At 34.0% G+C, this 14,707-nt stretch carries 15 protein-coding genes; 11 read left to right on the forward strand and 4 right to left on the reverse strand.

Annotated elements, in window-relative coordinates; translation table 11 throughout:
- Window positions 1–68 precede the first annotated feature (68 nt).
- The gene (locus BK054_RS11040) at window positions 69–1,322 is read right to left on the reverse strand and encodes a hypothetical protein (protein WP_058699455.1); all 1,254 of its coding nucleotides are present in this window, start codon (window positions 1,320–1,322) and stop codon (window positions 69–71) included.
- 77 nt (window positions 1,323–1,399) lie between these two features.
- Window positions 1,400–2,131, reverse strand: coding sequence for a hypothetical protein (locus tag BK054_RS11045; protein WP_058699456.1), 732 nt, complete (start codon window positions 2,129–2,131; stop codon window positions 1,400–1,402).
- A 406-nt stretch (window positions 2,132–2,537) separates the two neighbouring features.
- On the opposite strand from BK054_RS11045, the gene BK054_RS11050 reads away from it, so the two are divergent.
- The 7 genes from BK054_RS11050 (at window position 2,538) to BK054_RS11080 (ending at window position 7,364) form a co-directional block, all read left to right on the forward strand.
- Window positions 2,538–3,071, forward strand: coding sequence for a TetR/AcrR family transcriptional regulator (locus tag BK054_RS11050; RefSeq protein ID WP_039329066.1), 534 nt, complete (start codon window positions 2,538–2,540; stop codon window positions 3,069–3,071).
- Window positions 3,072–3,581 (forward strand): HPP family protein, encoded by a 510-nt coding sequence (locus BK054_RS11055; protein ID WP_006256723.1) that lies wholly within the window; start codon window positions 3,072–3,074, stop codon window positions 3,579–3,581. It abuts the gene before it with no gap.
- A 77-nt stretch (window positions 3,582–3,658) separates the two neighbouring features.
- Complete coding sequence (locus BK054_RS11060; protein WP_058699457.1) at window positions 3,659–4,084, forward strand: hypothetical protein; 426 nt, start codon at window positions 3,659–3,661, stop codon at window positions 4,082–4,084.
- A gap of 146 nt (window positions 4,085–4,230) precedes the next feature.
- Entirely contained in the window at window positions 4,231–4,776 is a 546-nt protein-coding gene (locus BK054_RS11065) for a hypothetical protein (protein ID WP_058699458.1), read from the forward strand.
- 99 nt (window positions 4,777–4,875) lie between these two features.
- Window positions 4,876–5,397 carry a hypothetical protein gene (locus BK054_RS11070; protein ID WP_058699459.1) on the forward strand — a complete coding sequence of 174 codons (522 nt, stop codon included), beginning with the start codon at window positions 4,876–4,878 and terminating at the stop codon, window positions 5,395–5,397.
- An 81-nt stretch (window positions 5,398–5,478) separates the two neighbouring features.
- Entirely contained in the window at window positions 5,479–6,720 is a 1,242-nt protein-coding gene (locus BK054_RS11075; protein ID WP_058699460.1) for an AAA family ATPase, read from the forward strand.
- A complete protein-coding gene (locus BK054_RS11080; protein ID WP_058699461.1) occupies window positions 6,720–7,364 on the forward strand; it encodes a hypothetical protein in 645 nt (214 codons plus the stop codon). Before BK054_RS11075 ends, BK054_RS11080 begins: the two co-directional genes overlap by 1 nt.
- A gap of 89 nt (window positions 7,365–7,453) precedes the next feature.
- Here the strand turns inward: BK054_RS11080 and BK054_RS11085 are convergent, their stop codons facing one another.
- On the reverse strand, window positions 7,454–8,176 hold the full coding sequence (locus BK054_RS11085) for a DUF6348 family protein (RefSeq protein ID WP_006256721.1): 723 nt from the start codon (window positions 8,174–8,176) through the stop codon (window positions 7,454–7,456).
- 141 nt (window positions 8,177–8,317) lie between these two features.
- Between BK054_RS11085 and ggt the strand changes: the two genes are divergently transcribed.
- The 3 genes from ggt (at window position 8,318) to BK054_RS11100 (ending at window position 12,874) form a co-directional block, all read left to right on the forward strand.
- Window positions 8,318–9,994, forward strand: coding sequence for a gamma-glutamyltransferase (gene ggt, locus BK054_RS11090; RefSeq protein ID WP_006266681.1), 1,677 nt, complete (start codon window positions 8,318–8,320; stop codon window positions 9,992–9,994).
- 153 nt (window positions 9,995–10,147) lie between these two features.
- Window positions 10,148–11,248 carry a hypothetical protein gene (locus tag BK054_RS11095; RefSeq protein WP_058699462.1) on the forward strand — a complete coding sequence of 367 codons (1,101 nt, stop codon included), beginning with the start codon at window positions 10,148–10,150 and terminating at the stop codon, window positions 11,246–11,248.
- A gap of 105 nt (window positions 11,249–11,353) precedes the next feature.
- Window positions 11,354–12,874, forward strand: a complete 1,521-nt coding sequence (locus tag BK054_RS11100; RefSeq protein WP_058699463.1) for a WG repeat-containing protein — start codon at window positions 11,354–11,356, stop codon at window positions 12,872–12,874.
- A 49-nt stretch (window positions 12,875–12,923) separates the two neighbouring features.
- Here the strand turns inward: BK054_RS11100 and BK054_RS11105 are convergent, their stop codons facing one another.
- Entirely contained in the window at window positions 12,924–14,045 is a 1,122-nt protein-coding gene (locus BK054_RS11105; protein ID WP_058699464.1) for an FUSC family protein, read from the reverse strand.
- A gap of 255 nt (window positions 14,046–14,300) precedes the next feature.
- Here BK054_RS11105 and BK054_RS11110 point away from each other — a divergent pair, with 255 nt between their 5' ends.
- Complete coding sequence (locus tag BK054_RS11110; RefSeq protein ID WP_230456712.1) at window positions 14,301–14,681, forward strand: hypothetical protein; 381 nt, start codon at window positions 14,301–14,303, stop codon at window positions 14,679–14,681.
- The last annotated feature ends 26 nt before the right edge of the window (window positions 14,682–14,707 follow it).

Raw genomic sequence — 14,707 nt, forward strand, 5'->3', positions numbered from 1 at the left:
AGTAAGACAAGTTTATTTATTCTAAGCTATGAAATTTTATTGAGATAATGGTATTCTAACCTCTAAAATCAACAATTATAGTCTTCATAAAAATTAATCTGTAAACCTAAGAATTGCTCTAAATCCTCTAAATCATGTTTAATCGTATCGTGTGCTCCTTCAAAGACAGTGACAGTGTTACCCTCTTTTAAATTTACAGATAATACGCAGAATCCACCACCTTTAGCAGGTAGGGTATTCCATAGTGTAAGAGAGTCTATTTCTTCTTTATTAAATGTAATAGCAAAGGCTTTATCCGCAAATCCAATCCTATTATTCGGTTTATCTATCCATATAACAGAATTGTTTTTACTCTGTAGCTTTACAAGATCAGGAGTACTTTTGATTCTTTCATTTCTTAGATAATTACTTGGTGCAGTAAGGGAATAGTTGAATACATAAGTAGCTGACAATACTAGTTTCGGTGTATATATGTCATCTGATAATAGGTCGGGATAATCATACTTAGTATTGATATTCAGTGAAGTGAAGCTATAAGCTACAGTTCTAAACTCAGGATCATCTACGGTATAGTTTAGTTCGAATGTGATATGATCAGATTCTGCATAGAAGAACAAGTGGTGTTCATTATAAAACGTATAGGTAGCAGTAGAACCTAGATCGTGCTCTAGAATCTCTTTTAGTTGATATAAGCTAGTATCAGATCCATCTGGAGCAAAGCATTTAGTATAGTAACTCGTAGGAGCTACATCAGCACGTACATCATCTATATAAGTGCCTAAATTATCTACAGTGATATTGCCAATGCGTACAGGGTAGGTTGTTTCTGCATAGAATCCATCCGAATGAATATACTCTTGTGCTAATAACTCTTCTTTAGTCGTGTTCCAAGGCACAAATAGTGGGGTAGGAGCTATAATCTCAAAACCTTCGAGATAATCATGATTAGATGTATTCGTTAGCTTATAATTCTGTTTGTAGGTAGTTCTGTAGAGCTTATGTATATTATTTGTTTTATCGTTGAGGTGTTGAGTCACCAAGTTAATATCGAAATGAAACTGTTCGGCTAAGTATAGCCACAGTTTTTCTGTACCTACATAATCACCAGGGATGTAGTACTGTCTATCTTGGTAGATGAACATACTTGGCTCACTATAGTCCGATGTCTCTAGATAAATGTATTCTATTTTAGGGATTAGGATTATTTCATCTTCACTCTCATACGATCTATTAGTGATAATAATTTCATTATCTGTTATTCTTATGATTCCTCTATCCTTATTTTCTTTTGGAAACTTACTTTTATTCAAAAACCACCCCATACACTTACAGTTAAAAAGATAAAGGTAGAGAATATCAGTGATTCTCTACCTTTATCCACTAGGTTTTTCATTGTATTTTATAGGCCATTATCAAGATAGAGTATACTACTAGGATGGAATTCACGATTATTAATCATAATGTATTGACCAGTTAAGGTCTGCTTTAGATACCATAACTGTCCTATCACAAGGGTAATACTGCTCTCTAACGTATTCTGTATGATCCACTCTTTAGCAGAGAGGATTTCTCCTTTTTTGACAGTGAAGGAAATACTTTCTGTTTTGTGGGTTTCTTGATAGTTAAGTTGATGATATTGTATAAATAACTCTACTTTAATCTCAGATGTATTATCTTCAAAGTTAAAATAGTCATTGATAGTAGAGGTATCTATACTAATACGTGTTTGATGACTATCTAGTTTCTGAAAAGTAATTGGTAGGGTACAATACTCTCCAAAAGGAGTATTCGTATTAAAGTCAAAACCTACCATCCCGCTTAGATCTGTATTAAAGTAAGTGCGTTGACCTAAAGGAAATACTTCATTATTACGCAACTGTGCTAATGCATGCGTGTTCATTCTAAGGTGCATTTTTTTACAATGATTGTTGTTCATCGCGAGTTGGATTAGGTATCTTAATTGCCTATTGCATTTCTGTACCGTACCAAAGTCTGTAGCTGCCTGCTTCGTTTTTTTAGTCTGTTTTTGTTTAGAGGGTTTGCCTTGCATAATGACTTTGTTATCTACTATTCTGAATACAGAGTTTAGATACTTTCCTTGAGGTCTCCCTTTTGCATCAATTTTTGCCATAATTGTTATAATTTATTGGTTATACTTTACTTACATAGTAGTCTTATTTGACTATTGATTTGGTTCATTTATTATTATGTGAGTACTACGTGAGATACGTCTCCGTTTTTTTGCTTGATTTAACGGAGTGAGTACGGACTCATAACGGACTCACTACGGACTCAATTCGAGTGAAACCCTACTAGAATACAACCAGACATCAAATGCGATAGCAGATTGTATTCTATTTTTATTCTTGAGTTTTCTCTTTGCAAAGTTTTGAATTATAAATATGTTTTTTTTGAGATGGGAAAAAATGACCACAAATGTCCTAAAATGGCCACAAATGACCTATCTCGATTAAAAAATGATCTATAAAAAAGGTAAAACAGACAGACTTGTCTGTTTTTATTTCTATATTTGTTTCATGAAAAATAATTCACCTAAGGAGAGAGTATTAGAGGCTGCTACTTTACTCTTTCATCAATATGGATATAATAGCACAGGGATCAATGCTGTGATAGAAGAAGCTAAGGTGGCTAAATCTAGCTTTTATGATCATTATAAAACGAAAGATGATCTAGCTGTAGCGTATCTAAAAGCTAGACATGACTATTGGTTTATGGGACTGAAAGAAGATGTGGAGAAGAAGCGCACGATTAAGGAACGCATCATAGCAGTGTTTACCTATATTATAGAGATGAATGAGAAGGAGGGATATAGGGGCTGTGCATTTCTTAATATGTTGTCAGAGCTACCTGAGCATAAAGGGAAAATTTATGAAGTCATCCATCAGCATAAGACAGAATTACAAGCATATTTTAAGGCATTAGTGACAGATGAGAACAGAGCCTTTATGTTATATATGCTGTTTGAGGCAGGGCTGACAGAGAGTCAAGTCTATCAGGACTCAGCCTATGTAAAGAAAACAATAGAATTACTAAAACAAGATTTAATCTAAATGAAGCGATATATAGCAAAATTTAAAACAACAGAGACTAGTCCACAATCAGCTACTTCCAAACATTCTATATACTCAGGGATAGGAGGTATGTTAGCGATAGGTGTGATAGCCTTTATGACTAAAGAATTAGAAATGCCTTTAATCATGGCTCCCTTTGGAGCGACTTGTGTATTGGCATTTGGAGTACCTGATAGTCCTTTGGCTCAACCTCGTAATATCATAGGAGGTCATCTATTAGCGAGTATAGTAGGACTGCTATGTCTTACTTTTTTAGGAACAGAATGGTATTCTCTAGCAATAGGAGTAGGTGCAGCGATAGGCTTAATGCTGGTGACTAAGACTACACATCCACCAGCAGGTGCAGATCCTCTAGTCATTATACTAGGAGGAGCGAGTTGGTCTTTTATTGTTAATCCTGTTTTGGCAGGATCTGTTATTATCACAGTAATAGCCTTGTTATTTAACAATATAAGCAAGCTGAGGAAGTACCCTAAGTATTGGTGGTAATAATCAGATTAATTGCGGTACTATTTATATATCCATAGGGATAGTGTTTATGCGTTTCATATTTTTGCGCAAAAAATATGAAAAAATCGTATAACCATCTGATAGGGATTATATTAGGTAAGCTAGTATGGTTTGGAGGTATTGGTGTTATTGTTAGTATGGTATTAGCCCTTACTAATAAAGTACCTGATACAGTAGAGTGGTTTTTATTAGTCGTATTGCCCTTCTTTATTATTGGTGCGATATACTATGTGTTTAAGTATTGTAATAGTATTGACTTTGAAGGAGATCATCTTATTATCACAACTGTCAAAGGTGAGAAGATGCTATATTCTGTGAGAGATATTCAAGATATAGGAGTGTTAGAACATAGAAATTCGGGGGTATTGATTGGGTATAGTTTAGTACTGACTTTTGGTGGGCAGCGCAATAAGGTATGGAGCTTGTCAGGGTATACAGAAGCTACTATAAAGGAGATTATAAATAAAATACCAGTGGAGTAGATAACGTATAGTTTAATACAGAAAAGAGGAGAACAATAAGAGAGTTATTGTTCTCCTTTTTATATAATGGTCAGTTGATAGATTTACAGTTTTGTTTTCAGTATTATAAAAACAATAGATATCAACAAAATAGAATAAAGTGAATAATGAAGACAGATGTTTTGAAATTTTATAAATTAGAGGAGAAGGAACAGGTTATAACATTAGTAAAGTATAAAGGTGAGTATAAGTACTTTTTATGTGATAGGGAGTATTGGGTTATGGATTGGAACATTAGGTACGAAAATTACTCAATGGTTTGTAATGAACAAGAAAGAGAGCGTTTTAGTATCAGAACTTTAGATGAAACGAACTGTGATAGATTAATTAATGAGCTAAGAGAAGAGAGTGTAGAAGAGCTACAAAAGGAGTTCTTTTTTAGATATGAAGTAAGTGATAATATATGGGATTTATTAGATATCTATCCTGTGATGTTAGTAGATTTTGATGCTTGTATGTTGTATGTACTTAAGCTGTATGAAGCAATAAATTATGAAATGTATATACCACTACATTGGGAATATACATTTGTTTGGGATAGTTGTATTTCTGGATTAATTCCTGATGAGTTTAGTTATTGGAAAAAAGATAATGTTGATTATTTAGCGTTATTTGCAGAGAAATATCATAAGAAAACAAATGATGATTTTTAAAAGATTAGAAAGGATGCTAGAATAGAGTTCACATTAGCATATGCACAGAAGGTATTAAACAATGAAACGTTGTAATAGGTATAATCTAATTAAGGAAATATGACAGAAATAGTCGCAAAAGAGAGTCGAGTAAAGAGACTACAAGATTTTGGGTTACCACAAGTATTCATAGAGAACATTGGGAATATAGAGGAACTAGAGTTTAGGGTAGAGAGTGAAGACAGTGCTTATTATTACTTACCAAGTATTCTTAACTATGATATATTAGTAGGCAAAGAAGTTACACCTATATTCTGTTGTGGAGTGAGCTTTACAGTACTTCTACAAGAGAATGATGATGAACGGATAGTGTATTTCGAGCTTGAATGTGATGAGATTTACAGAGATTATGGGACTAATGTAGAGTTGCTGTTAATGGATATCATGATTGAGTATTATGATGACACAGTGGAGGATGGAGTCTCTTTAGAAGACTTTATACAGGTAGGGAACAAGATAGGTTTTGCTAAGTCAGAGGAGTTATACAGATTAAGAAATCTCTCAGTAGAGGAATATAACGAGAAGTACGAGGACGTGGATGGATGGAGAATAGAGATAGCTGAAGCGTTAGGGGTGGTGTAGGGGAAGAATGCCTGGTTTTACTTATAAATGATATTTGTGTGATAATTAAGATTTATCTAATTTTACCTAAAAGATGATAAGATGAAATTAAAGAAGTTATACTTAAAGAATATTGGCCCTTTCTTAGATGATGAGATAGAATTTGCTACTAACGAAAATGCTGGTAGCCAAGTAACTATTGTCACTGGAGAGAATGGAGCAGGTAAGACTATTATCATCGATGCGATTAGAAAGATGTTTTTGGAATATGAGGGAGATAGTATTCGTTCAATAAGAAGAGGTAAGGATTTTTTGTTGAATATGGAGTTAGAGTTGAATGGTGCTAACTTGTTATTGGAAGCAAGGTTAAATGAAGGTAATAGCAAAGAGAGTTTTGATATTTATAATAGAGGAGAAAAGTATGAGTTTTTTCTAAAAGCATTATTTGATTCATCATCAGCAAAAGGAAATAAATGGATACTTAATTATTGGACATCCCAGAATGATCACCAAACATTTAGTATAAATACTTTAGGCTTTATTAAACTTGAAGGGTATTTAAGAAATTGCTTAGATGGTATTCAACGAAATACAGATACAACACAGATAGTAACTTTCTTTGATTATTTTAAATCCTCTAGCAATCCTACAGAGAGAGCAGAGGGAGAGTATATCTATGAAGTTTTAAAGAAGATATTTAAGATTAGTCTTTTAGACGGGGAGCTGTTACACGTAGAGCGCTCTACTTTCTTACCTGTCATTAGACAGAATGGAGTGGATATCACGATAGAGAAGTTGAGCAGTGGGAATTTGTATTTGGTACAACGTTTAATCTCTTTGTTAAGTCAGATGTATTCTGTCTATAAGTTAAATGATTTACCTTTAGCAGAACTTTGTTTAACACCTGGTGTGTTGTTAATAGACGAAGCAGAGAATCATTTACATCCTAAATGGCAAAAAACATTCTTAAACTCTATCTTAGAGTTGTTCCCTAATCTTCAGATTATCGTGACTACACATTCACCATTTATCGTAGGTTCTGTTGAAGGAGCTAAAGTATATGTGTGTAAACCAGAGATAGGTTACTCAAAGATAATAGATGAGACAAGTAAGTATTCAAATAAGCCTATTGAAGAAATCTTGAGTTCTGATGTTTTTGGGGAGACAAGTTCTTTTGCAAATGTAGAGATTGACAAACTTTTAAAAGAAAGAATTGAAGCAATCGAAGCAGGTGATAAGACAAAAGAAAAAGAAATAGAAGAAAAGTTAATAGCTATTAATCCACAGTATTTTGGGTATTTGAATTTAGATGATACACTTAAACAATTATTAGAAACGAAGTAATGAGGTATATTGATCGATTAGATAAACCTCAGAAGCTAGTGGATAATGAGGAGAAATGGTTAGCTAAGTATTTGGAGAAGCGTGCTCTGTCAGATAAGGTAACGCCTCATACTAGTCAGTATGGACATAAAGAGGTAAAGGAGACTTTAGCTAGAAGTAGTTTTTATAAATGCTTTTATAGTGAGGTTAAGTTCGCTGATTTAAGTGAAGCACAAGTGGATCATTATGTAGAAGTCTCAGAAGATCCTACTAAAGCTTTTGAATGGGAGAATCTATATCTATCCCATAAAGATAGTAATGTTGGTAAAATAACTAATAGAGCTTTGCCTAATCAAGATTGTTTAGATCCATGTACAGCAATAGATGCTGAGATAGAAGAGCATTTAGGTTTTGAAGATGAGGTTGTTATTGGCTTAACTGAAAGAGGGAGAAAAACAATACAGAAATATCATTTGAATAAACCTCTATACAGTAAACTAAGAAGTACAGAACTTAGAAAACTAGATAAGATTATTAGACAAAGAGCTTTATCAGAGTTACCTTTTGATGAGAAGTTTAAGGCTAAGCTACGAATATTTGCTAATCCTGATCAAGCATTTTCGTTGATGTTTAAAAAGTTACTCATAGAAAATGGTTTGCTGTAAGTAAATATTTAGTTTTATGTTTTAAGAATAATTAAAAAAGCCCATAGTCTAGTAAGAGTATGGTTTTTTTGTGATATTTAATTTTTGTACTAATCATACTTATCACATCGTCTAAACACTACGAATTGTTTGATGCCTATAAATGTGCTTTCTACAGGGAATGTACTGATATAGTCCGCTAATATATCTAATCCTTCATCCCAAGGTTCGTTATCTAAGAGGCAGTCACCTATTATTTCTCCTGACTGTTGTTTTGATATATACATTTTTAGCCAATGGAACTTCTGATCTCTAGATAACATAGACTCAAGTTTAGAAACTAATAATAAATATAATTCATCACCACTCAGCTCTCTGTTAAAAGAACCTTGAACACGTAAGTCACTTAATGCGGGATGCCATAGTACTTCATCACTAATGAAATCATATTCTGGTGAATGGGTATCTGTAAGGCTCTCTGCGATGGGTTTAAAGGTAGAGGTGATATAGTTCTCTACTACAGATGCTATTCTATCTTGTACCGTTTCGCCTATCCCAGCGATGCTTTCCATAATACCATCAGGAAAATGAGTAGGATGTGCAGTATTAATCATGAGGTGCATTAGTTCTTTTGCATAATCAGGATTTCGGATGATTCTGAATTCCAATAGTAATTGGTCATTAACGATGATAATCTGAGTAGCTTTATCTACTTGGATTGTATAGTTTAATTTAGTGATTTGGTCGACTAACTCATGTAGTAATATCTCTTCTTCAGTGTGGGGTTGGTCGTGACTTTCTGTTTTCTTCTTCTGGAAATTAAATAGTTTCATAGCTGTGATTTATTGTAAAGATAAGTGTTAATAGTGTATTTCTTTTATGTTGAGATGTTTTTGAATATTTATCTATAACTGAACACTTATTTTAATAATAAATTCAAAATATCTATCTTGCGGTAACAAAAACAACAATACATGAAGAAAGTTATATTATCAGCCTTTATCCTATGTGGTAGCTTATTACAAGTAGTAGCTCAGAATCCACAGGCGTACAAGAATGGAGTGATTGTATCAGCACACCCAGAGGCAAGTAGAGTAGGAGTAGATATCCTAAAAAAAGGAGGTAATGCAGTAGATGCTGCTGTAGCAGTAGAGCTAGCATTAGCTGTGGTATATCCAAATGCTGGTAATATCGGAGGTGGAGGATTTATGGTGTATCGCGGTAAGGATGGTAAGATAGACGCATTAGATTATAGAGAAAAAGCTCCTATGCAAGCAAGAGAAAATATGTATTGGGGAGGAGATGGAGAAGCTATAACAGAATTGAGTATGAGAGGAGCCTTAGCAACAGGGGTACCAGGTACAATAGCAGGTATGGTACAAGCTCATGCTAAGTACGGTTCTCTACAATGGGAAGAATTGGTACAGCCAGCTATAGACTTAGCAGAGAAAGGATTTAGTATTACAGAAAAACAAGCAGGTGAGTTCACTAAACAACACGATAACTTCGTGAAATTTAGTACACAAAGTACAGCTATTACTGAAAAAGAACAGTGGTCAAAAGGAGATGTGTTTATTCAAAAAGATTTAGCTGAAACACTGAAACGTGTACAAAAAGAAGGACATAAAGGGTTCTACGAAGGGAAAACGGCTGAGTTAATCGTAGGAGAGATGAAGAGAGGTAATGGAATGATAACTCTTGAAGATTTAAAACGCTATGAAGCAAAATGGAGAACGCCTATAGTAGGAGAGTATAAAGGATTAAAAGTAATCTCTATGCCACCTCCGAGTAGTGGAGGTATTGCCTTAATCTCTTTGTTCCAATCCATAGAGAAATACCCTTTAGCAAAGTGGGGATTCCAATCTGAAAAAACAGTACAAGTAATGGTAGAAGCAGAACGCCGTGTATATGCAGATAGAGCTGAGCACTTAGGAGACCCTGATTTCTATAAAGTGCCTGTAAATCAGTTAGTAAATAAAGAATACAATCTAGGGCGTATGGAGTCTATGTCTTTTGACAAAGCAACGAAGAGTACTGATGTTAAAGCAGGAGAGTTAGGCGGGTATGAGAGCGATGAGACAACGCACTACTGTGTAGTCGATAAATGGGGAAATGCCGTGTCTGCAACGACTACATTAAATGATTCTTATGGTTCTAAAACGATAGTAGGAGGAGCAGGATTCTTGTTGAATAATGAGATGGATGATTTCTCTGTGAAGCCTGGTACACCTAATATGTACGGATTAGTGGGAGGAAAAGCGAATGCGATAGAACCAGAAAAGCGAATGTTAAGCTCAATGTCTCCAACAATTTTAGAGAAAAACGGTAAGTTGTACATGGTAGTAGGTACACCAGGTGGATCGACAATTATCACTTCTGTGTTTCAAACGATTCTAAATGTAACTGAATTTGGGATGAATATGCAAGAGGCAGTATCTGCTCCTCGTTTTCACCATCAGTGGCTTCCTGATCATGTTGATTATGAACCAACAGCGATTACGGCTGGAGTGCGAAAAGCGCTTACAGATAAAGGGTATATCCTAAAAGAACGCAAACCTTATGGACGCGTAGAGGGAATCTTAGTCAATAAAAATGGTACTTACCAAGCAGGAGCAGATACTCGTGGAGATGATATTGCTATAGGATACTAGTTGAATTAGGAATGTTTTTTAACGCTCTGTCCTAGACAACGAACTATATCACATAATATATACAAAAGGTTATCTTTCATTAGATAGCCTTTTGTATTTTAGGTTTAAGATATATGTGGTTAATTTGAATTTCAATAAAAAGAAGGAAAAGAAATGATAAACTTGATGTTAGAAAAGTATAAGAAGATGGTGAAGGAGTTAGTCTCTGAACCTATCCACTTGAAGAAATATGAATACTTAGGAAAAGAAAGAAATCATGAGAATGCAATAGATAGACATCGAGTATTAGTAGGCTTCTTACACTCAGAAGAATTGAGAGAGGAGCAGTTGTTAGTCAAATTGTTTGAAGCAGAGATAGCAAGTAGGCGAGAAGATGATTTTCAGGGATTCACAGAGGCATTAGATCTAGCAGCGTATCTCGTTAGTTTATATCAACGTCCTGATTATATCTCCTTATTTATTCAAGCGAAGAATGCTAACTTTGATACACATTGTGGATTTGATAGAGAGTATTTGCTACACAATGGAGTGAAGAATACATTTGAATGGATAGCCCATCAAGAGGTAAGTTGGAAAGAAGATTTTTATGACTTAATTGGAGATAGTCTAGCAGAATGTGATTGGGATGAAGAAGACATTGTAGAGTGGAAGGAAAGAAAACAAAGATATTATAGCCTTTGTCCTGAAGAGATGTCTACAGAAGGCATTGTTTATTATGCATTGGATTTAGAAGAAGATGAAATTGCCAAAGCGTGTATTCAATCTTGGGAAGAGAATATCACTGTATGGAATAAGGAAAGATGGGAGGATTATGTGTCTTTCTATAAGGGTATAGGAGATATAAATAAAGTGATAGCAGGAAGAGAAGCGCTATGGGAGTATGTAGAGGATGATGCTTGGAGTAAAGCAAGCTTCTTAAGTAAATTAATAGAAGATTATCTAAGCATTAAGGAGTATGTCAAAGCATGGTTAAAGTTAAAAGAAGGAATATTATACTTAGAAGAAGTAGAGGAGTGTTATGAAATAAATTTAGGAAGGTACTATGTTATATATGCTTGTAATTTACTGATAGGAATTTCGAATAAAGAAGATATGATGTTCAAAGATATATATCCTTGGATAAAAACAACTTTAAATAAAATAAAGGTTTACCCTTATCTTTTAGAAAAAGCTATACAGGTTTTTGTACTAAGTGGAGATAAAGAGTTAGAGAATAAGTACATTCTAGAATTAGAATTATTGCAAAAAGAATAATATAAGTGTGTTAAAGTATTTGGTATTTAGTTAATTAAGTTTTTGTTTTTAAAGAAGAAGTTTAAAAAATCACTATATTTAAGAGACTTTTTAAACTTCAGGCTTATGAATACCACATTAACTAATAAGACCGCTGCTATATATCCTTTTGTAGATGAGAAAGGAATGTATGGATATTGTAATCAAGATAAACAAATTGTCATCAGTCAACAGTATGCTAGTGGAGGATTATTCACTAAGTCAGGTTATGCTGTAGTACGTGATAAGCAAGGGATGTACGGTGTGATAGACCTAGAGAATAAAGAGGTACTGAAGTGTCGATATGATCGAATAGAGTTATATGAGGTAGGGTGTTTTACAGTAGCTAATATTGTGCAGTCGTATACTGTCCACAGTCGCTTCTGGCAATGGAAGTTCTTGCCTAACTTTAATATCATGAGTACTAGCTCTTCCTTTAAACCGTTATGGGGGACAGAGGTCATAAGAGAGAAAGTAACTGTATTAGCATTAGATACAAGACAGGTACTAGATACAAAGACGATTACTAAAGATAGACTTACTAGAAGTGGTACTTCTATCAGGATAAAACAGATTGGTAGTAAATTAATTCAGGTAGGAGATGATCTGTATTTTGCAAAAAAGGATAGATTAAAACGAATAGTCAAAAAAGTAGTTAGTACTTATGACAATGGATTGCGATGGGTGAGAAAAGTGAATGATGATGAGGTAAGAGTGTATAATCTGAAAGGTAAAAGAGTGAAGTCCTATGAAGTAATTCCTCAACCTATTTTTCCAATTACTTATAAAGGGAAGGAATACAAGGTATCTATGCAGACAGCTAAGTCTCACTTAATAGCTAAACCAACTATCTGTAGAGATACGATAGGGAATGGAAGGTATTATGTCAACTATGAATTTGATATGTATATTCCTGTTCATCTAAAGGTAATTGATATTAAAAGTGAACGCAGTATACAGGATATTTGGAAGAATCTATTGAATATTTATCCCGTAGTCTCTAAGCATTTTTTTATAGTGGAAGTAGCTCCTATTAGTACGGAAAGTAGAGTAAACGAATTCTATATCTTGACAAAGCATGGAGTACTTAAAGATTGTCTAGATAAGCCAAGTGATTACTCTATTACCTCTTATTACAATGAGGTACTTTGGCCTGCAAAAGAACTATTAATAGATCAGAAAGATATCCCTCAGGGGTTCTTACTAGAGAAGATTAGAACGATAAGCAGTATAAAAGAACCTCTTTATTTTGTGTCGATTAAAAAGGATCAAGTGAGTAGAGTGGGAGTGTGGAATGTAGATCTTCAGGAGTGGTTATTATCACCTGTATTTTTTTCTTTGCGATTGATGGATAATATCAGGTTTTGTGTATTTCAGTTAGAAGAAAATGGCTTGTATGGGATATTAGATATCACTACTAGAACTGTAGTGTACGAACCTATATTTACCTATGTAAAAGATGGAGCAGAGTACTTAGCTGAAGTAGAGTTAGAAAGAGAGAAAGGTGAAGTGAAGAACGTATATAATTGTTTTTATATAAATTTAGTGAATGGAGAGGAATTTCATCCAGGAAAAGACATTTTAGAGTTTACATCCCGAAAAGTATAAAGAAAAAACCTCTATAGATTAGATTCTATAGAGGTTCTTTTTATATGATTTACTGTTGTATTATTTTATGCCTTTTTTTCTTGAGTAATTGTAATCGTGTAGTGCGCAAACTATCGCGAGTTTGTTTTCTTAGATACTCATGATGTAAGAACCAACCACCAATACCTCCTATAATACTTCCAATCACAATATCGATAAAACGAGCTTGGATCAAAATATTAGGTGTACTGATAATAGGATTACCCGCCTCTGCAAGGAGTACTGTAAGGGCTGTAATAAAGATAACAGCTACTGCATAGTTACGAGAAATAAACATTTCTATAATAAACTGAAGTACCATTATACAAATACATAAATATAAAGGTGCTGTAGAGACTGAGATAAGTGCCCAACAAAGTCCTAATCCGATAAAAGTACCTGCGATACGCTGTAATGCACGTTGCCATACGTGGTATAAAGAAATCCCTTGCATAATGGCGGCACAAGAAATAGGGATCCAATATGGATTGTCAAATTTCAATAGATGACCTATTAATAAAGAAATACACATGAAGGTGCCTACTATAATAGATTTGATAAGGTAATCAAATTGGTCTTTGACTGGGACAGGACGTACTAGGCGTATAGTTGTTTTACTGTTGTATTTTTTGCCTACTATAACACTGTATATTAAGGCTAGAGTACAAGCAAACATGGTGCCCATGACTACATATCCTAAACGTGTAGGGATAGTAGCTAAGTCAAATGGCATATTACTAGACATAGAAGCTACCATAATAAAAAAGAAGCTACCAGGAGGTCGAGTATTGAAATATAGGTTGACCCAATGAACTGCAGTAACGAATATACCAAAGGCTATAGCAGAAGCAATAAAGTTAAAGCTAAACGATATGCCTACTGCAAAGGATAACATAAAACCAAAGGAACATACCAGCATGGTGATCATGCGCTGAGCAGTAGGAATATTAGAAGGGAGGTATAAGATAACTAATCCTGCTAGACAGGCTAAAAGTCCTGCTTGAAGATTGTCAAAATACCATCCTGTTAATAAGGGAAGTCCTGTAGCGAGCATTGCCATCAAAGGGATATGCCACAGTCGTTCGCTGTGTTTTAATTTAAATAGTGTTTTGCTCTCTTGTTGTAACAAGTTGACAAAAAAGTTATTCTTCATTTTCGTTGATTCTAAAAATTCTCTCAGTAGAGATTAGTGCTGTGGAAATGCTTTACCTTATCGGGTAAGTATAAGAGATAAGATATTCTTTAGTATTGGTAAGCATTTGAACAATACAAAGGTAAGGAATTTGAATCAAAGAGGTAAAAGATGGGATGAGTTTGATTTATATCGTGATTATTACATATTATTATAGTCTTATTTACTCATTTTTTTATTGAAGTAAAGAATATAAGTATAAATGTATATATTTAAATGAAAAAAGTGAATATGGGAGAAGTTAACTATGTAATCGATGGTTTAAAGAAAGTAGATACTAGTGTTACTAAAACAACATTTAGTAAATTTTCTAGTTGGATTAAATTTAAAGTAGGATATAGAGGAGTAAATGGACAGTTTACACTAACGTATTCTCAATTCATGTTTAGTTTTAATAGAGCAGGAGGTGCTGTAGAGTATAGGGTACTACCATTAAAACAAGTAATCTCTTATTCTATCACAGAGATAGATAGCCAAAAATCGCAATTGGTATTATGGTTGCGAACAGGAGAGCGTATTCAATTAAACTTTACAGGAGAGGATCTAAAAGAAATCATTAAAACCTTTTCTTCTATATACAATAATATGAGTATATAAAGTAAAAATCCCTACAAAATCTTTGT

Source organism: Myroides sp. ZB35 (genome assembly GCF_001865835.1).
Classification (GTDB): domain Bacteria; phylum Bacteroidota; class Bacteroidia; order Flavobacteriales; family Flavobacteriaceae; genus Flavobacterium; species Flavobacterium odoratimimum.